At 58.4% G+C, this 20,125-nt stretch carries 21 protein-coding genes; 4 read left to right on the top strand and 17 right to left on the bottom strand.

What is annotated here, in order from left to right:
* Positions 1-90: 90 nt before the first annotated feature.
* The 10 genes from RHM56_RS18645 to RHM56_RS18600 form a co-directional block, all read right to left on the bottom strand.
* Positions 91-582 (bottom strand): DUF2878 domain-containing protein, encoded by a 492-nt coding sequence (locus RHM56_RS18645; RefSeq protein ID WP_322234835.1) that lies wholly within the window; start codon positions 580-582, stop codon positions 91-93.
* Positions 575-1,846, bottom strand: a complete 1,272-nt coding sequence (locus RHM56_RS18640) for a cyclopropane-fatty-acyl-phospholipid synthase family protein (protein ID WP_322234833.1) — start codon at positions 1,844-1,846, stop codon at positions 575-577. The genes RHM56_RS18645 and RHM56_RS18640 overlap by 8 nt, the downstream gene beginning before the upstream one ends.
* The gene (locus RHM56_RS18635; protein ID WP_322234831.1) at positions 1,833-2,633 is read right to left on the bottom strand and encodes a DUF1365 domain-containing protein; all 801 of its coding nucleotides are present in this window, start codon (positions 2,631-2,633) and stop codon (positions 1,833-1,835) included. The genes RHM56_RS18640 and RHM56_RS18635 overlap by 14 nt, the downstream gene beginning before the upstream one ends.
* The gene (locus RHM56_RS18630) at positions 2,630-3,877 is read right to left on the bottom strand and encodes an NAD(P)/FAD-dependent oxidoreductase (protein WP_322234829.1); all 1,248 of its coding nucleotides are present in this window, start codon (positions 3,875-3,877) and stop codon (positions 2,630-2,632) included. Before RHM56_RS18630 ends, RHM56_RS18635 begins: the two co-directional genes overlap by 4 nt.
* The gene (locus tag RHM56_RS18625) at positions 3,874-4,644 is read right to left on the bottom strand and encodes an SDR family NAD(P)-dependent oxidoreductase (protein ID WP_322234827.1); all 771 of its coding nucleotides are present in this window, start codon (positions 4,642-4,644) and stop codon (positions 3,874-3,876) included. Before RHM56_RS18625 ends, RHM56_RS18630 begins: the two co-directional genes overlap by 4 nt.
* The gene (gene phrB, locus RHM56_RS18620; protein WP_322234825.1) at positions 4,637-6,082 is read right to left on the bottom strand and encodes a deoxyribodipyrimidine photo-lyase; all 1,446 of its coding nucleotides are present in this window, start codon (positions 6,080-6,082) and stop codon (positions 4,637-4,639) included. Before phrB ends, RHM56_RS18625 begins: the two co-directional genes overlap by 8 nt.
* Before the next feature lie 19 nt (positions 6,083-6,101).
* The gene (locus RHM56_RS18615) at positions 6,102-7,037 is read right to left on the bottom strand and encodes a MerR family transcriptional regulator (protein ID WP_322234823.1); all 936 of its coding nucleotides are present in this window, start codon (positions 7,035-7,037) and stop codon (positions 6,102-6,104) included.
* A gap of 2 nt (positions 7,038-7,039) precedes the next feature.
* Positions 7,040-8,008, bottom strand: coding sequence for a DUF523 and DUF1722 domain-containing protein (locus RHM56_RS18610; protein ID WP_322234821.1), 969 nt, complete (start codon positions 8,006-8,008; stop codon positions 7,040-7,042).
* Between the two features lie 155 nt (positions 8,009-8,163).
* A complete protein-coding gene (locus tag RHM56_RS18605; protein ID WP_322234819.1) occupies positions 8,164-8,379 on the bottom strand; it encodes a TIGR02450 family Trp-rich protein in 216 nt (71 codons plus the stop codon).
* Positions 8,376-9,362 carry an NAD(P)/FAD-dependent oxidoreductase gene (locus RHM56_RS18600; RefSeq protein WP_322234816.1) on the bottom strand — a complete coding sequence of 329 codons (987 nt, stop codon included), beginning with the start codon at positions 9,360-9,362 and terminating at the stop codon, positions 8,376-8,378. The genes RHM56_RS18605 and RHM56_RS18600 overlap by 4 nt, the downstream gene beginning before the upstream one ends.
* A 192-nt stretch (positions 9,363-9,554) precedes the next feature.
* On the opposite strand from RHM56_RS18600, the gene RHM56_RS18595 reads away from it, so the two are divergent.
* Together RHM56_RS18595 and hemH are read left to right on the top strand one after the other, a co-directional pair.
* Complete coding sequence (locus RHM56_RS18595) at positions 9,555-10,457, top strand: TIGR01777 family oxidoreductase (RefSeq protein ID WP_322234814.1); 903 nt, start codon at positions 9,555-9,557, stop codon at positions 10,455-10,457.
* Between the two features lie 13 nt (positions 10,458-10,470).
* Entirely contained in the window at positions 10,471-11,496 is a 1,026-nt protein-coding gene (gene hemH / locus RHM56_RS18590) for a ferrochelatase (protein WP_322234812.1), read from the top strand.
* A 95-nt stretch (positions 11,497-11,591) separates the two neighbouring features.
* On the opposite strand, the gene RHM56_RS18585 is transcribed toward hemH, so the two are convergent.
* Positions 11,592-12,866 carry a uracil-xanthine permease family protein gene (locus RHM56_RS18585; RefSeq protein WP_322234810.1) on the bottom strand — a complete coding sequence of 425 codons (1,275 nt, stop codon included), beginning with the start codon at positions 12,864-12,866 and terminating at the stop codon, positions 11,592-11,594.
* 1 nt (position 12,867) lies between these two features.
* Positions 12,868-13,506 carry a uracil phosphoribosyltransferase gene (gene upp, locus RHM56_RS18580; protein WP_322234808.1) on the bottom strand — a complete coding sequence of 213 codons (639 nt, stop codon included), beginning with the start codon at positions 13,504-13,506 and terminating at the stop codon, positions 12,868-12,870.
* 164 nt (positions 13,507-13,670) lie between these two features.
* Here upp and RHM56_RS18575 point away from each other — a divergent pair, with 164 nt between their 5' ends.
* Together RHM56_RS18575 and RHM56_RS18570 are read left to right on the top strand one after the other, a co-directional pair.
* Positions 13,671-14,228: a hypoxanthine-guanine phosphoribosyltransferase gene (locus tag RHM56_RS18575; protein WP_322234806.1), complete on the top strand. Its 558-nt coding sequence runs from the start codon at positions 13,671-13,673 to the stop codon at positions 14,226-14,228.
* Between the two features lie 89 nt (positions 14,229-14,317).
* Positions 14,318-15,259, top strand: a complete 942-nt coding sequence (locus tag RHM56_RS18570; RefSeq protein WP_322234804.1) for an AEC family transporter — start codon at positions 14,318-14,320, stop codon at positions 15,257-15,259.
* On the opposite strand, the gene RHM56_RS18565 is transcribed toward RHM56_RS18570, so the two are convergent.
* The 5 genes from RHM56_RS18565 to gatA form a co-directional block, all read right to left on the bottom strand.
* On the bottom strand, positions 15,256-15,627 hold the full coding sequence (locus RHM56_RS18565) for a carboxymuconolactone decarboxylase family protein (protein ID WP_322234802.1): 372 nt from the start codon (positions 15,625-15,627) through the stop codon (positions 15,256-15,258). The two genes, RHM56_RS18570 and RHM56_RS18565, sit on opposite strands and share 4 nt — an antisense overlap.
* A gap of 11 nt (positions 15,628-15,638) precedes the next feature.
* Positions 15,639-16,679: a calcium/sodium antiporter gene (locus RHM56_RS18560; RefSeq protein WP_322241809.1), complete on the bottom strand. Its 1,041-nt coding sequence runs from the start codon at positions 16,677-16,679 to the stop codon at positions 15,639-15,641.
* 51 nt (positions 16,680-16,730) lie between these two features.
* Entirely contained in the window at positions 16,731-17,102 is a 372-nt protein-coding gene (locus RHM56_RS18555; protein WP_322234800.1) for a septal ring lytic transglycosylase RlpA family protein, read from the bottom strand.
* A 111-nt stretch (positions 17,103-17,213) separates the two neighbouring features.
* Positions 17,214-18,659, bottom strand: a complete 1,446-nt coding sequence (gene gatB, locus RHM56_RS18550) for an Asp-tRNA(Asn)/Glu-tRNA(Gln) amidotransferase subunit GatB (RefSeq protein ID WP_322234798.1) — start codon at positions 18,657-18,659, stop codon at positions 17,214-17,216.
* A 10-nt stretch (positions 18,660-18,669) separates the two neighbouring features.
* Positions 18,670-20,121 (bottom strand): Asp-tRNA(Asn)/Glu-tRNA(Gln) amidotransferase subunit GatA, encoded by a 1,452-nt coding sequence (gene gatA, locus RHM56_RS18545; protein ID WP_322234797.1) that lies wholly within the window; start codon positions 20,119-20,121, stop codon positions 18,670-18,672.
* Positions 20,122-20,125 lie beyond the last annotated feature (4 nt).

Here is a 20,125-nt window from a genome sequence, read left to right as displayed (position 1 = left end):
AGGTGTAAACGTGCTGACAAAGAGCCCTAACGTCCACCCGTAGGAGCGAGCTTGCATCGCGATCTTTTGATCTTTTGATCTTTTGATCTTTTAATGCTTTTTACCCGTCAACCATTGCAGCGTAGGGAACAACCCCGCCCACACGATGCTCAGCCCGACCAAGGTCGGCCACAGCCCTAACGGAAACTGCACCGCCCCCAAGCGTTGCCCGGCGTAATACGACAATGGCCCGCTGATTGCGCCCAATATGGCAGCTCGCCACAGAGGGTACGCCGTCCACGCCAGGCAATGCCTCAAGGTGATTGCAAAGACAGCCCACAGCACGACCAGCCACAGCGGAATCAACACACCGGGTTGCTCGAATTCAAACACCCCAGCATTGAGCAGCAAGCTGTCGAGCACCGTGCCGAGCAGGCAGACGCAAATGACCACGTGAACCTCGGCCCAGGAGCGACTTATCCACAGCAGATGAATCAGTAACGCTGCGCCGGCCAATAACAACCACGGGCTGTTGCCGCCCAGTACGCAAGCAAACCAGCCGAGTTGAAACAACCCGGCATTGGCCAACTGCTTTTTAAGCATTGAAGCGCCCAAGCAATGGCGGGTTCTGGGCAGCCGGTTTGGCCAGCAGCAATTGCGCGGTGCCGATGCTGCGCTCCAGAAAGCCACCTTCGCAGTAACACAGGTAAAACTCCCACAAGCGCAGAAAGTATTCGTCGTAGCCCATTTCGGTCAAGCGGCCGTGGGCGCGGCGAAAGTTCTCGTGCCACACGCGCAGGGTCTTGGCGTAATGCAGGCCAAAGTCCTCCATGTGCATCAGGTTCATGTCGGTGTCGCGGCCCACGATTTCGAGCATTTTTTGCACGCTGGGCAGGGCGCCGCCGGGGAAGATATAGCGCTGGATAAAGTCCACGCTGTTTTTGGCTTGCTCGTAGCGCTGGTCGCGAATGGTGATGGCTTGCAGCAGCATCAGCCCGTTGCTTTTAAGCAAATGCGAGCACTGTTTGAAATAGCTGGGCAAAAAGTGATGGCCCACGGCTTCGATCATCTCTATCGAGACCAGCTTGTCGTATTGCCCGCTCAGGTCGCGGTAATCCTCCAGCAGCAAAGTGACTTGCGCCTGTAAGCCCAGCGCTTGAACGCGGGCTTGGGTGTAGTCGAATTGTTCTTTGGATAACGTGGTCGTGGTCACTTTGCAGCCGTAATGCTGCGCGGCAAAGATCGCCATGCTGCCCCAGCCGGTGCCGATTTCGAGTAAATGATCTTCGGGCTTGAGGTCGAGCTTCTGACAGATACGTTGCAGCTTATTCAATTGCGCTTGTTCAAGGGTGTCGTCGGCGCTGAGGAACTGCGCGGCGGAATACATCATGGTCGGGTCGAGAAACTGCTCGAACATCTCATTGCCGAGGTCGTAATGCGCGGCAATGTTTTTTTGCGAGCCTTTGCGGGTATTGCGATTAACCCAGTGCAGACCGCGAATGAGCGGGCGGCCCAGGCTGGCAAGCCCGCCTTCTATTGCATCCAGCACTTGCATATTGCTCACCAGCACGCGGATCACTTTGGTCAGATCGGGTGAACTCCAGTAGCCGTGAATGAACGCCTCGCCCGCGCCAATCGAGCCATTGCTGGCGATCATTCCCCACACGCTGGGGTCGTTGATCTGTACTTCACCGATCAGCGTGGCGTGGCGGTCGCCGAACTGATGGCGCTCGTCGTTTTCGACCAGCACCAACAAGCCGTTCTTTAATTGATTGAGTTGGCGCATGACCCCGCGCCGCAGCCACATGCTGGTCAGGTTGTACGTGCTCAGGCGTGAGGTTTTGCTCACCAGGCTAGGGCTTTTCATGGCGTTTATCCTTAGGTTGCAGGGCGGCAATGCGAAAGGCGCCGTCGGCGGCCTGGTGGGAAAAAATCGGTGTGCGTTTGAGAAACAGGCGCAAGGCTTGCCAGTAAATAGCCAGGCAGGTCTTGGCGGTCATCCATGGAAACTGGCGCAAGTAGCGATGCAACCCCGCTCGGTCCAGCGTGCGGCGTTGCAGATTGAGGGTCGCGTCGAACATTTTCAGCTCGCCTTGCCAATCCGCCATGTGCACCCCGAGCCGGTCATCCGGCGGGCTGAAGCTCATGCGGTATTCCAGGTCGCGAGGCAAAAACGGCGACACATGGAATGCCTTGGCCACGGCCACGTGCTGATGGCCATCGCCCTCGGCCGGGAGCACGTAGTGATAGCGCTCGCGCCACGGGGTGTTGGTCACTTCGCACAAGATGGCTGCCAGTTGGCCATTAGCCTCGTAGCAATAAAAGAAACTCACCGGGTTAAATGACAGCCCCCAACTGCGGGCTTGGGTCAGCAAGCAGATAGCGCCCTGGGGCGTGTGCCCGAGGGCCGCTGCAACCTGCTGGCGTACTGCATCGATCAGGCGCAGACCCGTTTGCGTGTAAGTTTTAAGGTAATCGGTTTCGCGAAACGAGAACGGTGCAAAGCGGCTTTTACCGGCCAGCGGTGACAGCCCGAGTACAGCGTCTTGCTCGTCCAGGTCGAGGTAGAGCAAGCCAATGGTGTACCGGAACGCGTGAGTGGTCGGCGCAAAGCGACGATGGGCGATCCAGCCGCTGTACAGGGCGCTGTTCATAGCTGTTGACCGAAGGCTTTGGCCACACGCAGCGCGCTGACCACCCCGTCTTCATGAAAACCATTGGCCCAGTAGGCGCCGCAAAAATAGCTGTGTTGCGCGCCGTGCAGTTCTTGCCAGCGGGCTTGAGCTGCAACCGCCTCTAGACTGTATTGCGGGTGTGCATAGGTGTAACTGGCCAGCACTTTGCGTGGGTCAATGTTGGCCGTTTGGTTAAGGCTGACGCAGAACGTGGTCTCGCTCTGAATCCCTTGCAGGATGTTCATGTCGTAAGTAACGGCAGCCCGCTGGTGTCCTGCATCGCCCAAGCGGTAATTCCAACTGGCCCACGCCAATGTTCGATCGGGCAACAGGCGTGTATCGGTGTGCAATACCACGTCGTTTTCAGCGTAGGGCAGGGCGCCGAGGATGTGCTGTTCGGCGGCTGACGGGTTAGCCAGCAGCTGCAAGGCCTGATCGCTGTGGCAGGCAAAAATAACTTTGTCGAAATGTTCACTGCCAGCGGCACTGCGCACCAACGCGCCATGGTGATTGCGTTCTACCGAGGTGACTGGGCAGTTGAGGCGGATTTTGTCGGCAAAGCCTGCACTCAAGGGCTGTACATAAGCACTTGAACCGCCCTCGATCACACGCCATTGCGGGCGGTTACTGACACTCAGCAGGCCGTGGTTCTTAAAGAAGCGCACAAAGAATTGCAGTGGGAAGTCCAGCATGTCGGCCAGAGACATGGACCAGATTGCCGCGCCCATGGGCACGATGTAGTGCTCGATAAACCGGGTGCCATAGCCGCGCTGCTGGAGGTAGTCGCCCAGCCGGGTGTCGCTGGCAATACGCTGCTCTTGCAGGTCGCGAATGGCTTCGCGGTTGAAACGCAGAATATCGCGCAACATGCCCCAGAATCTGGGCGACAACAGGTTGCTGCGCTGGGCAAACAAACTATTGAGGGTGTTGCCGTTGTATTCGAGGTTGTGGCTGGCGTCGCGCACGGAAAAGCTCATTTCGGTGGCTTTTGAGCGCACGCCCAGTTGTGTCATCAACTGGATGAAGTTGGGGTAGGTCCAGTCGTTGAACACGATAAAGCCGGTATCAATCGCATAGCGCTGACCTTTAACGGTGACATTCACGGTATGGGTGTGACCGCCCACCCAATCACTGGCCTCGAACACGTGGATGTCATGTTCTTTGTGCAGTAAATAGCCACACGTCAGGCCTGAAATGCCGCTGCCAATGATCGCGATTTTCATGCTGAAGTCTCGCCAGACGTGCGTGCCAGGCGTTTGCCAATCGCCACTTGCAGGCGTTTTGGAAGGCTCGCCAAGCCTTTGAGAATGACGATAAACGCAGTGGGGAAGCTGATCTCCAGCGGGCGTTTTTCCAACCGTTGGCAAATGTGCAACGCCGCTTTAGGCGCTGACCAGCGCATCGGCATCGGGAAGTCATTTTTTTCGGTCAGCGGGGTATCAACGAAGCCAGGGCTGACCAGCGTGACGTCGATGCCTTCGTGGGCCAGGTCGATGCGTAGCGATTCGAGCAAATAGCGCAACCCGGCTTTTGACGCGCCATACGCTTGCGCCCGTGGCAGCGGCCAATACGTGACCGAGCTGACGACGCCGACCAGATGCGGTGATCTGCCAGCACGCAGCAATGGCAGCGCACTTTCGATGCAATAACTGCTGCCCAGTAAATTGGTGCTCACCACCCGCTCGATCACTCGGGCGTCAAACTGACGAACGTCGACGTATTCACAGCTCCCGGCATTCAGGATGACGGTGTCCAGCGCGCCCCAGGTTTGCGCGATGGTCATGCCTATTTCACGCACTTGCAGGTGATCGGTCATGTCGCCGGGAACCAGCAGAACCTTGCCGGGAAAGCGCTCGGAGAGTTCGGTCAGTGGCCCCAGCGTGCGGGCGCTCAAGGCTAAAAGGGCGCCGCGTTGCAGCAGCTCTTTGGCCATGTGTGCGCCAATTCCGCTGCTGGCGCCGGTCAACCAGATGCGCCGGCCTTCAATCATGCCGCACCTCAAGCATCTGTCGCGAGGGCAGATTTTTGAAGGCGCTGAGTGCACGTTCGCGGCTTTTTTTCAAATCAACCATTGGCGCCGGATAATCGGCTACACCAAACAGGCCGCCAGCAGACGCAGGGTTATGCACCTCTTTTTTATTGAGTGCCGCGAGTTCAGGTAACCAGTGTTTGATGAAGCAGCCTTCTGGGTCGAAGCGTTCTGACTGACTCAACGGGTTAAAAATTCTGAAATACGGCACGGAGTCTGTGCCGGTCGAGGCGCTCCACTGCCAGCCCCCGTTGTTGGCCGCGAGGTCGCCATCGATCAAATGACGCATGAAAAAGCGTTCGCCTTCGCGCCAGTCGATGAGCAGGTTTTTGGTCAGAAACATTGCGACGACCATCCGCAGACGGTTGTGCATCCAGCCGGTTGCCAGCAGTTGGCGAATGGCCGCGTCGATGATCGGCACACCGGTTTTGCCTTGCTCCCAGGCCGCCAGTTCTTGGGGCGCATTGCGCCAAGGCACAAACTCGGTTTCTGGTTTGAATGCGCGGTGCCGCGAGACACGCGGGTAGCCCACCAGGATGTGTTTATAAAACTCGCGCCAGATCAGTTCACTGATCCAGGTGAACACGCCGGGGCTGCCGCTTTCGAACTCGCCATTATTGCTGCGCAGTGCCGCGTGCAAGCATTGTCGTGGCGAGATGACACCCGCTGCCAGATAGGCTGAAAGCTGGCTGGTGCCGGGTTTGGCGGGTAAGTCGCGCTCGTCCTGGTAGTAGTGGATTTGCTCACTGGCAAAACGCATCAATCGCTTTTGGGCGACATTCTCTCCGGCAGGCCACAGGTCGCGCAGGGTTTGGTCGGGTGTTGTAAACCCGGGTATGGACTCCGGCAGGCAATCGCGTGCAATCAGCAGTGCAGCTTGCGCCTTGGGCGCAGCGACGATCGTCGGCAAGGCCATGTACAAGCGGTTGTAACAGATTTTGCGGAACTGACTGAAGACCTGAAAGTACGACCCGGATTGGGTCAGGATGCTGCCTGGCGCAAACAGCAACTGGTCCAGATAGCTGTGAAAACCAATGCCCTGGGCTTGCAGTGCAACGGTGACCGCCTGATCGCGGCGGGTTTCATGGATACCGTATTCCTGATTGACGTGAACGTCTTGAACGCCAAGGTGCTGGCACACCTCAAGCAGCACGGCAGGTGCCTGCTCCCAGGTCGCCGCGGTGCGCACCAGCAGTGGGATTTTCAGCTGCATCAGGCTGTCGCTCAAGGTTCGCAGGTTGCGTAGCCAGAAATCGACTTTGCACGGCGCATCATCGTGCGCCAGCCATTGCTCGGGGGTGATGAGGTACACGGCCACCGTCGGGCCGCGTTCTGCTGCGGCGCTCAGGGCTGTGTTGTCATGTTGGCGCAAATCGCTGCGTAGCCAGATGAGTTGCATATCAGTTCCTTGGTGCGCGCTAGAAAAGGCGGAGTTGGCTAAGGCGTTGATGGGCTTCTATGGGGTCGTGTGCCAGAGACAATCCTGCGATTTCAGTGGTAGATACGGCTAACTCATCGTGATGGATGCATACCGTTGGTCCGGCAATCAGCAGCGGGCAAGTCATCGCGTTCAGCAGTTTTGGCAGTTGCAGCAGGTTCAGCGGTTTACTGGAATACAGCACTACGGCACGCGCCTTGAGGCGCTCGACGGCGATGGCCAGTTCGCCGCTGGGCACCGGCGCATCAAACACTTCGACCGGGCAATGGCTGTTGCTGACCAGCAGGGCGGTGAGCCACAGGTGTGGCTCGAAGGGCCGATCTGACTGGTTGATCAGCAGCACAGGCGCACCTTTGAGTGAGCGATTGTTGTGGTAAATGCGTGCGCCCAGTTTGCTGCGCAGCCAGGATTCAAAGAACACCCGCTCCAACTGCGCGCCGAATTGGCCGTGCCAGTGTTGCTCAAGCTCGTTTAACAGCGGCATCAACAGGTGCTCGCACAGGGTCTGGGCGGGGTACAGCGACATCACCTGATTGAAGTTGTCGTCGAGCCTGCGTTCCGACAGCTCACTGATCGCCAGCGTCAGAGCCTCGCGCCAGGCTTGCCAATCATTGTCCGCGGGCTCGCGGTAGGCGGGTGGGCTGTCAAGCAGCGGTTTGATCTGGCTGACCGAAACCCCGCGATTGAGCCACGTCAGAATGCGGCGGATACGCAGCACATGTTCGGTTGAAAACAAGCGATGACCCTTGGCCGTGCGGTGGGGCACGATCAGGCCATAACGGCGTTCCCAGGCACGCAAGGTGACGGCATTGACACCGGTCATGCGGGCCACCTCACGTATCGGGATCCAACCTTCGGCTAACGCTTTACTGTAGTCCGCATCGGGAGTATTGGACATGATCAAGTCATCATTCATGGTCAGATTGCGTTTCGCAGGCTGAGATTTTCTGGGTGCGGCTGTAGGTAAACCTGGCGCGAGATGTAGGAATCCGGGTGCTGACGGAAATGGTGTTTCAGTAAGGTCAGCGGCACCACCAACGGCACGATGCCGTGCAGGTACTGCGCAATCAGCTGCTGCATTTCCTGCTTGTCATCCGGGCTGATGGACTGTTTGAGGTAACCGCTGAGGTGTTGCAGCACGTTGGTGTGGGTGCGGCGTGTGGCGCATTTTTTCAGCGCTTGCATCAGCTCACTGAAATACTGCGGGGCGATGTCTCGGGGATCGTTTTTGCCGAGGCTGCCCAACAAATTGCCGAGTGCTTTGTATTGCGCCGGGTGATGAGCCATCAGCAAATATTTGTATCGGGCGTGGTATTCGGTGAGTGCGCGGCGCGTGATGCCGTGTTTGAGCACGTCTTGCCAGGCGCTGTAGGCGTACACCCGGGTCAGGAAGTTTTCGCGCAACACGGGGTCATTCAGGCGGCCGTCTTCTTCTACGGGCAAGTCTGGATGGGCTGCGCAAAACGCTTGTGCATAAATGCCGCGCCCGCTCAGTTCGGCCGGACGGCCTTGGTCCTGATAGACCTTGACCCGATCTAGCCCGCAAGACGGTGACTTTTGCATAAAGATGTAGCCGCAAATATCGCGGTGTGCGGCGGCCATCTCGACGCCGTAATCGTGCAACGGCCGGGTGACGTTCTGCGCACTGTCGACACTCCCGACAGCCTGCGGCTGTGCAGGGTCGCCAATCAGTCGAATCGGCTGGCGCGGAATACCCAGGCCGATGGCAACCTCGGGGCATAGAGGGACAAATTCAAAGTGTTCACTGAGAGCCTGGCTGCACAACCGCGATTCTTTATGGCCGCCATTGAAGCGAACTTCAGCGCCGAGCAAGCAGGCGCTGATGGCAATTTTTGGTTTGTGCTGTGTTGAGACGGAGCTGGCCATGTGACTACCTCAAGGAATAACTTGTACATCTGTAGCTCGATGTACAACTTGAGTTCATCATAGGCTTGGCGTTGTACAAGTCAAATTTCTTGTACAACTATTTGAAGGTCCTGGGGGGAGTCGCTCTCGCAGGTGTTGAGTTGTTCAATGGGCGGCTATACCCAACCCATCTTCCATTCATCTACCGCTTGCAAGCTCTGCCACGCCAAGCGCTGGTTGCGTTGTGTGAGCACGGCTTGTAGCTCGATCTCGAGCACGGTGCCTTCTTCGTCACAGAATAATTGGGTTACCAGAAAGTGCTTTTCGCGATGCTGGGGCTGTGCTGCCGTCCATTTCGACAGCAGCAATTTGCGCGGGTTGATGCGATTCAAGACAAATGCTCGATCAGTCTTCGGGCGGCCTCTTGACCGCTGAGCCAAGCGCCTTCGACCCGACCTGACAGGCACCAGTCGCCACAGGCATACAGGCCCAGTTCAGAGTCTGCCAATGCACCCAATTGATGGGCTGAAGAGGGGCGGGCGTAGAGCCAGCGGTGGGCCAGGGTGAACGTTGGGGCAGGCATGGCGCAGTGCACCAACTCGGCAAAGGCGCCGTGCAACTGCTCGATGACCGCCTCTTTGGGCAGGTCGAGGTTTTGCTTGCTCCAGGCGCTGGTTGCGTGCAACACCCAGGTATCCGGGGTTTTATCGCGGCCGGGTTTGCTGCGGTTGCGGGCTATCCAGTCCAGCGGGCTGCCTTGTACAAAGCAGCCTTCCATGGGCGTGTCGAGCGGTGATTCGAATGCCAGGGCGACAGCCCAGGTCGGGTCCATTTTTACCCCGGTCACGGTGCTTGCCAGCTTGGGTGCGCTGGCGAGCAGTGCCGTTGCCTGGGGCGCTGGCGTGGCAACGATCACGTGGCTAAAAGGGCCATGGGTGCATTCGTCTGAGTCGAGCAAGTGCCAGTGTTTTTCGCCGTGGATCAAATCGGTGATCCGGCACGAGAAGTTCACCGTCAGACGCCCCAGCATCCCGCGAGTAATTGCGCTCATTCGCGGCGTGCCGACCCAGCGGGTTTGTTCGTCGGGCGAGGGCGTGAATTGGCCGTTCTTGTGGTTGTACAAATGCGGCGACCATTCTGCCGCCCAGCCGCTGTCTTGCCATTGCTTGACTTCATCGACAAATCGACGGTCGCGTGCAGTGAAGTACTGTGCGCCCAGATCCAGCGAGCCGACCTCGCTGCGTTTGCTCGACATGCGCCCGCCGCTGCCTCGACTTTTATCGAACAGGTGAACTGCGTAGCCGGCTTTATGCAGTGCGTTGGCGGCTGATAGTCCGGCAATACCGGCCCCGATGATCGCAATAGGTACAGTCATTTTTGGTCTCGTTCCCTGTTTGCACAGACTACGTCTTCTGTAATACCTGTACAAATCTAATTTTTAGTATAGGTTTTAGTGCGCCTGCCGAGTCAGACTGACCTATTCTTTATAAGGCCAATGGCCCATTAATGGGGCTTCTTTTAAAAATAGACCAGTGCTCTGTATAAAACTCCTCGCGAGGTTCAACTCATGCACATATTGCTGACCGGCGGTACAGGCTTGATAGGCCGCCAACTGTGTCGTCACTGGCTGGAGCAAGGTCATCGCTTGAGCGTGTGGAGCCGTCATCCTGAACGTGTGAAGGCGTTGTGTGGTGCGAATGTAAGAGGTATCGCGCACCTGGTAGAGCTGAGTCACGAGCCGGTGGATGTGGTGATTAACCTGGCCGGTGAGCCGATTGCCGGTGGCCGCTGGACGCGCAAGCGCAAGGCGTTGTTATGGAGCAGTCGAGTCACGCTGACGGAAACCCTTTTGGTCTGGCTCGAAAGCCTTGAACAAAAGCCTTCGGTGCTGATTTCGGGGTCGGCAGTGGGCTGGTATGGCGACGGCGGCGAGCGTGAATTGAGCGAAGAGTCGCCGCCCGTTAACGAAGATTTTGCCAGCCACTTGTGCATTGCCTGGGAAGAAACGGCCCAGCGCGCTCAGGCCATGGGAATCCGTGTGGCGCTGGTGCGCACGGGGCTGGTGCTGGCGGCTGAGGGCGGCTTTTTGTCGCGCCTGTTGCTGCCTTTCAAGTTGGGGCTCGGAGGCCCGGTGGGTAATGGCCGGCAATGGATGCCATGGATTCATATCAACGACCAAATTGCCTTGATTGATTTTCTTGTGCATCAGAATGCGGCATCGGGTCCTTATAATGCCTGCGCGCCGCACCCGGTACGCAACGCTGAGTTCGCCAAAATCCTGGGTCGCGTGTTGCATCGTCCCGCTTTTATGCCAGCCCCGGCTTTGGCCTTGCGCGTGGGGCTGGGTGAGATGTCAGCGTTATTGTTGGGCGGCCAGCGGGCAATACCCGCCCGATTACTGGCGGCCGGTTTCACTTTTCAGTTCACCGATTTGCGTGCGGCTCTAGACGATCTGTCCGCCCGCCTCTGAAATAGGATGTTGCATGACTGACCACGCGTTGTTGCTGGTTAACCTGGGCTCGCCCGCGTCTACTTCGGTAGCGGATGTACGCAGCTACTTGAACCAGTTTTTGATGGACCCGTACGTCATCGACCTGCCGTGGCCGGTTCGTCGATTATTGGTGTCGTTGATCCTGATCAAGCGCCCCGAACAGTCGGCGCATGCCTATGCCTCCATCTGGTGGGACGAGGGCTCGCCGCTGGTGGTGTTGAGCCGCCGGTTGCAGCAGGCCATGACCCAAGAGTGGAGCAAAGGCCCGGTCGAGCTGGCGATGCGCTATGGCGAGCCATCTATTGAAACGGTGCTCACGCGTCTGGCGTCTCAAGGCATTCGCAACGTCACGCTGGCGCCGTTGTACCCGCAATTTGCCGACAGCACCGTGACCACGGTGATCGAAGAAGCCAAGCGGGTGGTCAAGGCTAAAAAGCTGTCGATGCAGTTCTCGATTGTGCAGCCGTTTTACGATCAGCCTGAATACCTTGAGGCGTTGGTCGCGAGTGCCAAACCGCACCTGGAGCAGGATTACGACCACCTGCTGCTGAGCTTTCACGGCTTGCCGGAGCGGCACTTGCATAAGCTGGATCCGACCGGTAATCACTGTTTCAAAAATGCAGACTGCTGCCAGAACGCATCGCCAGAGGTATTGGCGAAGTGCTATCGGGCGCAATGTTTGCGCACCGCCGAGGCGTTTGCCGAGCGCATGGGTTTGCCTGAGGGCACGTGGTCGGTCGCGTTTCAATCGCGTCTGGGCCGGGCTAAATGGATCGAGCCTTACACTGAGGCGCGTCTGGATGCGTTGGCTAAAGAGGGTGTGAAGAAAATTCTGGTGATGTGCCCGGCGTTTGTGGCCGATTGCATCGAGACCCTTGAAGAAATCGGTGATCGCGGACGCGAACAGTTTATTGAGGCGGGGGGCGAGGAGTTGGTGCTGGTGCCGTGTCTCAATGACAACCCGGAGTGGGCGGCGGCGTTGAACACCTTGTGTGAAAGAGCACCGTTGGCGCTGTAAAAGCTGCAAAGACTGTAGGAGCGAGCTTATCTCACGATCTTTTAAACGATCAAAAGATCGCGAGGCAAGCTCGCTCCTACAGAGGTCAAGCCGATTTAAAGAATCGGCTCATCACCTTTCTTCTTTTTCCAGCTGTCATTGCCCGGCAGTATCAGGTTGAGTGCGATCGCCACGATGGCGCACAACGCGATGCCTTTGAGACCGAAGTCTTCTGGCCCCATCCCTGTGCCGATCAGCACGCCGCCAATCCCGAAGACCAGCGTTACCGAGACAATCACCAGGTTGCGCGCTTCACTCAGGTCGACCTGATGGCGGATCAGGGTGTTCATCCCGACCGCTGCAATCGAACCGAACAACAGGCACAAGATCCCGCCCATCACCGGCACTGGAATGCTTTGCAGCAGTGCGCCGAACTTGCCGATAAATGCCAGGCTGATGGCGAAGATCGCTGCCCAGGTCATGATTTTCGGGTTGTAGTTCTTGGTCAGCATGACGGCGCCCGTCACTTCGGCGTAGGTGGTGTTGGGCGGGCCGCCCAGTAAGCCAGCCGCCGTGGTCGCAATGCCGTCACCGAACAGGGTGCGGTGCAAGCCAGGCTTTTTCAGGTAGTCGCGACCGGTCACGCTGCCCACGGCAATCACGCCGCCAATGTGTTCAATGGCCGGGGCCAGGGCCACGGGGACGATAAACAGAATCGCCTGCCAGTTGAACTCGGGGGCGGTGAAGTGCGGCAGTGCAAACCACGGCGCTGCGGCGATTTTGGCCGTGTCGACTACGCCGAAATAAAACGCCATCGAAAAACCGACCAGTACGCCAGCAATGATCGGCACCAGGCGGAAGATGCCTTTGCCGAACACGGCCACGATCAAGGTGGTCAGCAAGGCTGGCATCGAGATCATCATGGCGGTTTGGTAGTGGATCAGCTCGGTGCCATCTTCAGCGCGGCCCATGGCCATGTGCGCGGCAATGGGGGCCATCGCCAGACCGATGGAAATAATCACCGGCCCAATCACCACAGGTGGCAACAGCCGATCAATAAAACCGGTGCCTTTAAGCTTTACCGCGAAACCCAGAAAGGTGTACACGAAACCGGCCGCCATCACGCCGCCCATGGTCGCGGCCAGGCCGAATTGCCCTTTGGCGAGAATGATCGGGGTAATGAAAGCGAAACTCGAAGCCAGAAAGACCGGCACCTGGCGCCGGGTCACGATCTGGAACAGCAGAGTCCCGAGACCCGCCGTGAACAGTGCAACGTTAGGGTCGAGGCCAGTAATCAAAGGCATCAACACCAACGCGCCGAAGGCCACGAAGAGCATCTGCGCGCCAGAGACGATCTGGCGCCAGAGCGGGTCGTTGAACTCGTCCTGCATGTTATACGTCCTTTTGCTTGGTGCCGAAGATCTTGTCGCCAGCGTCGCCCAGGCCCGGAATGATGTAGCCGTGTTCGTTCAGGCGTTCATCAATAGAGGCGGTGTAGATGGTCACGTCAGGGTGAGCCGCTTCAACCGCAGCGATACCTTCAGGAGCGGCAACCAGCACCATGGCGCGGATGTCTTTGCAGCCGGCTTTTTTCAGCAGGTCAATGGTCGCAACCATCGAGGAACCGGTGGCCAGCATCGGGTCGATAATCATCGCCAGACGTTCGTTGATTTCTGGAACCAACTTTTCAAGGTAGGTATGGGCCTGCAAGGTTTCTTCGTTGCGGGCAATACCGACGGCGCTGACTTTGGCGCCGGGGATCAGGCTGAGCACGCCCTCAAGCATGCCAATACCGGCGCGCAGGATCGGCACGACAGTGATTTTTTTACCGGCGATCTTTTCAACCTGAACAGTGCCGCACCAGCCCTGAATGTCGTAAGTTTCGAGTTGCAGGTCTTTGGTGGCTTCATAGGTCAGCAGTGCGCCAACTTCCTGAGCAAGCTCTCGGAAGTTCTTCGTGCTAATGTCTGCGCGACGCATAAGGCCGAGTTTGTGACGGATCAGTGGATGACGGATCTCGCGAATAGGCATGTAAAAAGCTCCGGGGGGCAGGCAAAAAAAGCGGCCTAGATTAATCTAATCCGGGGTGATGTCCTACAGACATTAGTGCACGTTAGTCCATAAATGCTTGATCTGAGCCATGCGGATGCGTACCTTTGCCCGCTTTTCTTGTGCAACCCCCCCTGGAGAGCGTCATGTCTGCTGATCTCGAGCATATCCGTCAAGTCATGCGAGAGGCTGACTGCCTGTACACCGAAGCCGAAGTCGAGGCAGCCATTGCCCGCATTGGCGCGCAGATAACGGCCGAAATGGCCGAGACCAATCCAGTGGTATTTTGTGTGATGAACGGCGGCCTGATTTTTGCCGGCAAGCTGCTCACTCACCTCAAATTCCCGCTTGAGTCGTCTTACCTGCACGCGACCCGCTACCGCAATCAAACCAGCGGCGGCGACCTGTTCTGGAAAGCCAAGCCAGAAGTGTCCTTTATGGACCGTCACGTGCTGATCATCGATGACATCCTTGATGAAGGTCACACCCTGAGCGCGATCGTTGATTTCTGCCAGCACGCGGGCGCCCGTCAGGTGCACACGGCGGTGCTGATCGACAAAGACCACGACCGCAAGGCAAGCCCGGACTTGAAAGCCGATTACGCTGGCCTGCCGTGCATTGACCGCTATATTTTCGGCTACGGTATGGATTACAAAGGTTACTGGCGTAATGCTGCTGGCATTTATGCCGTTAAAGGGATGTAAGCAAGGCAGCTGAGGCTTTCTTGCGGGGAAGCTTCACACCTTAAGGCACATGGATTAGCCACTTAACGACCTCACACGAGCGTGCTGACATGCTGGCTATCTTCTTTCAGACACTCTCGATTACTGCCCCCGTGTTTGCCATGTTGTTCATGGGCATCGTGCTCAAGCGCGTGGGGTGGATCAACGATAACTTTATCCACACAGCGTCGGCACTGGTGTTCAACGTCACCATGCCGGCGTTGTTGTTTCTGGGCATTGTGCACGCCGATCTCAGGGCCGCCATGCAGCCCAAGGTGCTGGGTTATTTCACGGCAGCGACGCTGGTCAGCTTTGCGCTGGCGTGGGGCTGGGCGATCTGGCGCTGCCCGCGCGAAGACCGCGGCATTTACACCCAAGGCGCTTTTCGCGGCAATAACGGGGTCGTGGGCTTGGCATTGGCGGCCAGCATGTACGGCGACTACGGCATTTCGCTGGGCGCGGTACTCGCGGGGCTGGTGATTTTGCTGTTCAACACGCTGTCGACCATCGTGCTGGCGGTGTACAGCCCGGTGATCAAATCCGACCCGTGGAGCATCTGCAAAAGCGTGGTCAAAAACCCGCTGATCATCAGCGTGCTGGCGGCGGTCCCGTTTGCAGTGTTCAAAATTGGTCTGCCCGGTTGGTTGCAGGCGTCGGGCGAGTACCTGGCGTCAATGACCCTACCGCTGGCGCTGATTTGCATTGGTGGCACGCTGTCGCTGGTCAGCTTGCGCAAAAGCGGCAAACTGGCGCTGAGCGCGAGCCTGGTCAAAATGATCAGCCTGCCGTTTCTGGCCACACTGGGCGCCTGGCTTTGCGGCTTTCGCGGGCCGGAACTGGGCACTTTGTTTCTCTATTTCGCCAGCCCGACCGCCGCCGCAAGCTATGTCATGGCACGGGCTGCCAATGGCAATCATGAGCTGGCCGCCTCGATTATCGTGATCACTACCTTGATGGCGGCGATCACGACCAATATCGGGATCTTTGTGTTGCAGTGGGGCGGCTGGATTTAGGCCGGGTAAGTGTCGATCACTTCCTGCGCTGCCCGAAAGGCATCAATCGCGGCCGGTACTCCGGCATAGACCGCGCAATGCAGCAGCGCTTCGCGTATTTCCTCGACTGTGCAGCCGTTGTTCAGGGCGCCGCGTACATGGCCTTTTAACTCTTGCGGGCACTTGAGCGCGGTGAGGGTGGCGAGGGTGATCAGGCTGCGGGTTTTCAGCGATAACCCTTCACGGTTCCACACACCGCCCCAGGCGTGCTCGTTGACGAAGTCTTGCAGCGGTTGAGTGAACGCGGTGGCGTTGCCCAGTGCGCGGTCGACAAATGCGTCGCCCATGACCTGACGGCGCATTTCAATGCCGGTTTTCTTAGTGTCCATCGCAAAACTCCTCAGTGTTGTCGACGCCACGCGCGCAGGGTGCTGAACAGCAGAAACACCAGCAGCGCCGGCAAGATGTAAAACAGCATCAGGTGTTCGAGCTTGCTGGCCAGCGGCATGCCGGTGGTGAACGACACCACGTGCAGTGCATACGCCAGGTACAGGCCGAGAAACAGCAGGCCTTCGGCGCGTGTGACGCGGTAGCCGGTGTAGAACACGGGCAGGCACAACACGGCAACGCCCAGCATGACGGGCAAGTCGAAATCCAGGGCGTTGGGCGAAACCGACAGCGGTTCGGGAGCCAATAAGGCAGTAATGCCGAGTACACCGAGCAAATTGAAGACGTTGCTGCCAATCACGTTGCCGACAGCGATTTCGCGCTGGCCGCGAAAGGCCGCAATCAGCGACGTGGCCAGTTCTGGCAAGGAAGTGCTGACAGCAATGATGGTCAGGCCGATGATGCGCTCGGACAGGCCCAGTTCGGTGGCCACTTCGACGGCGGCGCCCAGCAGCAGATGCCCGGCAACGCCCAGCAACACCAAGGCGATGAGCATCAACAGTACGTTGTGTAGCCATGAAGTGCGTGGCAGGTCGTGACTGACATGGTGATGGCCGCTGTGACGCGACTGGCGCAGCAGCAGGCCCAGATAGATCAGCAGGCCGCCGAGCAAGATGGCGCCCGCGAGGCGGTTGAATGGGGTGGTCAATGCCAGGCCGTACACCAGTGCGCTGGCGATGATCATCAACGGGATGTCCAGGCGCACCAGTTGGCGAGACACGCGCAACGGAATAATCAGGGCCGAGAGCCCGAGCGTGACCAGAATGTTGAAGATGTTGCTGCCGATCACGCTGCCGACGGCAATGTCCGGCGTGTCATTGAAGGCGGCTTGCAGGCTGACGGTCATCTGCGGTGCGCTGCTGCCGAGCGCGACCACGGTCAAGCCGACCAGCAAAGGACGAACCTTTAGATTGGCGGCCATGCGCACGGCGCAAAGCACCAGTAATTCGGCGCCGGCAATCAGCATGACGAGGCCGCAGAGTAATTGCAGCAGGTTCCACGGTGATAAAGCGCTCAAGCCCAAAATGGTGACTCACTCAGTCGGTTAATCACTCAAGCCCTGAATCCGGACTTTGGCGGTGCCGTTGCTCAGCATACCCAACTGCTGGGCGGCCTGGCGTGAAAGATCGATCAGGCGACCACGGGTATGCGGGCCGCGATCATTGATACGCACCACTACCGATTTGTCGTTGCTGAGGTTGATGACCCGCACGCGCGTGCCGAATGGAAGGTTGCGATGGGCGGCGGTGAGAGCGTTTTGATCGAAAGGTTCGCCGCTGGCCGTACGTTTGCCGTGATGCCGAGCGCCGTAATAAGAGGCAACGCCGGTTTCGTCATAGCCGCGAGGGTCTATGTCATGGCTGGCGCAGCCGACGAGCAAGCTGAGCAGGGCGCAGGCGCCGAGTAGCTGCTTCATGGGGGGATTCCTTTGTGTGCCCACTCATGCCTGTAGGAGCGAGCTTGTCTCGCGATCTTTTGATCTTTAAAAGATCGCGAGACAAGCTCGCTCCTACAGTGAGTGTGCGATTTAGCCTTCGAGTTTGCTTTTCAGCAGTTCGTTGACTTGTTGCGGGTTGGCTTTGCCTTTGGAGGCTTTCATCGCCTGACCCACGAAGAAGCCAAACATTTTGCCGCGCTTGGCTTCATCAGCCGCGCGGTATTGTTCGACTTGCTCGGCGTTGGCTGCCAACACGTCATCCAGCACCTTTTCAATGGCGCCGCTGTCGGTCACTTGCTTGAGGCCTTGCTTGTCGATGACTTCATCGGCAGTGCCTTCGCCATTGGCCATGGCTTCAAACACGACCTTGGCGATTTTGCCGGAGATGGTGTTGTCCTTGATGCGCAGCAGCATGCCGCCCAGCAATTGGGCGCTGACCGGCGACTGGTCGATGTCCAGGCCTTGTTTGTTGAGCAGGCTGCCCAACTCAACCATGACCCAGTTGGCCGCCAGTTTGGCGTCGCCGCTGATGCTCACGACGTGCTCGAAGTAGTCTGCCTGTTCGCGGCTCGAAGCCAGCACGCTGGCGTCGTAGGCGGACAAACCGAACTGCGACTGGAAGCGCTCGCGTTTTTGCGGTGGCAGTTCCGGTAGGGTGGCACGCACGTCTTCGATGAACGAGTCTTCGATGACCACTGGCAGCAGGTCCGGATCAGGGAAGTAACGGTAGTCGTTGGCTTCCTCTTTGCTGCGCATGGCGCGGGTTTCGTCTTTGTTCGGGTCATACAGGCGGGTTTGCTGAATGACCTTGCCGCCGTCTTCGATCAGCTCGATCTGGCGCTGTACTTCGCTGTTGATCGCCTTCTCGATGAAGCGGAACGAGTTGACGTTCTTGATCTCGCAGCGGGTACCGAACTCGGCCTGGCCGACCGGGCGTACCGACACGTTGCAGTCGCAACGCAGCGAGCCTTCAGCCATGTTGCCGTCGCAGATGCCCAGGTAACGCACCAGCGCGTGCATGGCCTTAACGTAGGCAACCGCCTCTTTGGCGCTGCGCATGTCAGGCTCGGAAACGATTTCAAGCAGCGGCGTGCCCGCACGGTTCAAGTCGATGCCGGTGGAACCGCTGAAGTCTTCGTGCAGGCTTTTGCCCGCATCTTCTTCCAGGTGCGCACGGGTAATGCCGACGCGCTTGACGGTGCCGTCTTCCAGGGTGATGTCCAAATGGCCTTTGCCGACGATCGGCAACTCCATCTGGCTGATCTGGTAGCCCTTTGGCAGGTCCGGGTAGAAGTAGTTTTTGCGCGCAAACACGTTGTGCTGGCCGATTTCGGCGTCAACCGACAGGCCGAACATGACGGCCATGCGCACGGCTTCCTGGTTCAGGACCGGCAGAACGCCCGGCATGCCGAGATCAACCAGGCTGGCCTGGGTGTTCGGCTCCGCGCCGAACGTGGTGGCGCTGCCGGAGAAAATCTTCGATTGGGTGGCGAGCTGGGAGTGAATTTCCAGCCCGATCACAACTTCCCATTGCATATGTTTCTCCTCAGAAGCCAGCGGGTGCGCGGGTGTGCCAGTCAGTGTTCAGTTGGTACTGATGCGCGACATTGAGCAAGCGACCTTCCTGGAAGTAAGGCGCAAGCAACTGCACGCCGACGGGCAGGCCATCGACAAAACCGGCTGGCATCGACAGGCCCGGCAGGCCTGCGAGGTTGGCGGTAATGGTGTACACGTCTTCCAGATAGGCAGAAACCGGGTCGCTGTTTTTCGCGCCGATTTTCCAGGCCGGGTTAGGCGTGGTTGGGCCGAGGATGACGTCGACTTCGTTGAAGGCTGCCATGAAGTCGTTTTTGATCAGGCGACGGATTTTTTGCGCTTGCAGGTAGTAAGCGTCGTAGTAACCCGCCGAGAGGGCGTAGGCACCGACCAGAATCCGGCGTTGTACTTCCGGGCCAAAGCCTTCGGCGCGCGAGCGCTTGTACAGGTCGGTCAGGTCTTTCGGGTCTTCACAGCGATGGCCGAAGCGCACGCCGTCAAAACGCGACAGGTTGGAGGACGCCTCGGCTGGCGCGATCACGTAGTACGCAGGAATCGCGTGCTGCATGTTCGGCAGGCTGATGGTCTTGATCACGGCACCGAGCTTTTCGAGTTCTTTGATGCTGTTGTGCACCAGCTCGGCAATCCGCGGGTCGAGGCCTTCACTGAAGAACTCGCTCGGTACGCCGATACGCAGGCCCTTGAGCGAACCATTGAGGTCGGCGCTGAAGTTCGGGACCGGTTCGTCGATGCTGGTGGAGTCTTGAGGGTCGAAGCCTGCCATGCCTTGTAACAAAATGGCGCAGTCTTCAGCCGTGCGTGCCAACGGACCGCCCTGATCAAGGCTGGAGGCGTAAGCGATCATGCCCCAGCGCGAAACACGACCGTACGTCGGTTTCAGACCGGTCAGGTTGGTCAGCGCGGCCGGTTGGCGAATCGAGCCGCCGGTATCGGTGCCGGTGGCTGCCGGTAACAGACGAGCGGCAACGGCTGCGGCCGATCCGCCCGACGAACCGCCTGGTACGTGCTCAAGGTTCCACGGGTTTTTGACCGCGCCGTAGTAGCTCGATTCGTTGGCCGAGCCCATCGCGAACTCGTCCATGTTGGTCTTGCCCAGGCTGACAGCGCCTGCAGCAGCCAGCTTGGCCACCACGGTGGCGTCGTACGGTGCCTTGAAGTTGTCGAGCATCTTCGAGCCACAACTGGTGCGCACGCCTTGGGTGCAGAACAGGTCTTTGTGCGCGATCGGCGCGCCCAGCAATGCGCCGGTTTCACCGTTGGCGCGACGTGCGTCAGCGGCCTTGGCCTGCGCTAGCGCAAGGTCTTCGGTGAGGGTAATGAAGCTATTGAGCTGAGGATCGAGCTGCGCGATACGCGCCAGCAAGGTCTTGGTCAGCTCTTCGGAAGAAAACTTTTTATCGGCGAGTCCGCGGGCGATCTCGGCCAGAGTCAATTGATGCATGCAG

The organism is Pseudomonas sp. CCC3.1, assembly GCF_034347405.1.
Classification (GTDB): Bacteria; Pseudomonadota; Gammaproteobacteria; order Pseudomonadales; family Pseudomonadaceae; genus Aquipseudomonas.
The sequence above is the reverse complement of the archived record's forward strand: the minus strand, read 5'-3'. Positions and strand labels throughout refer to the sequence as shown.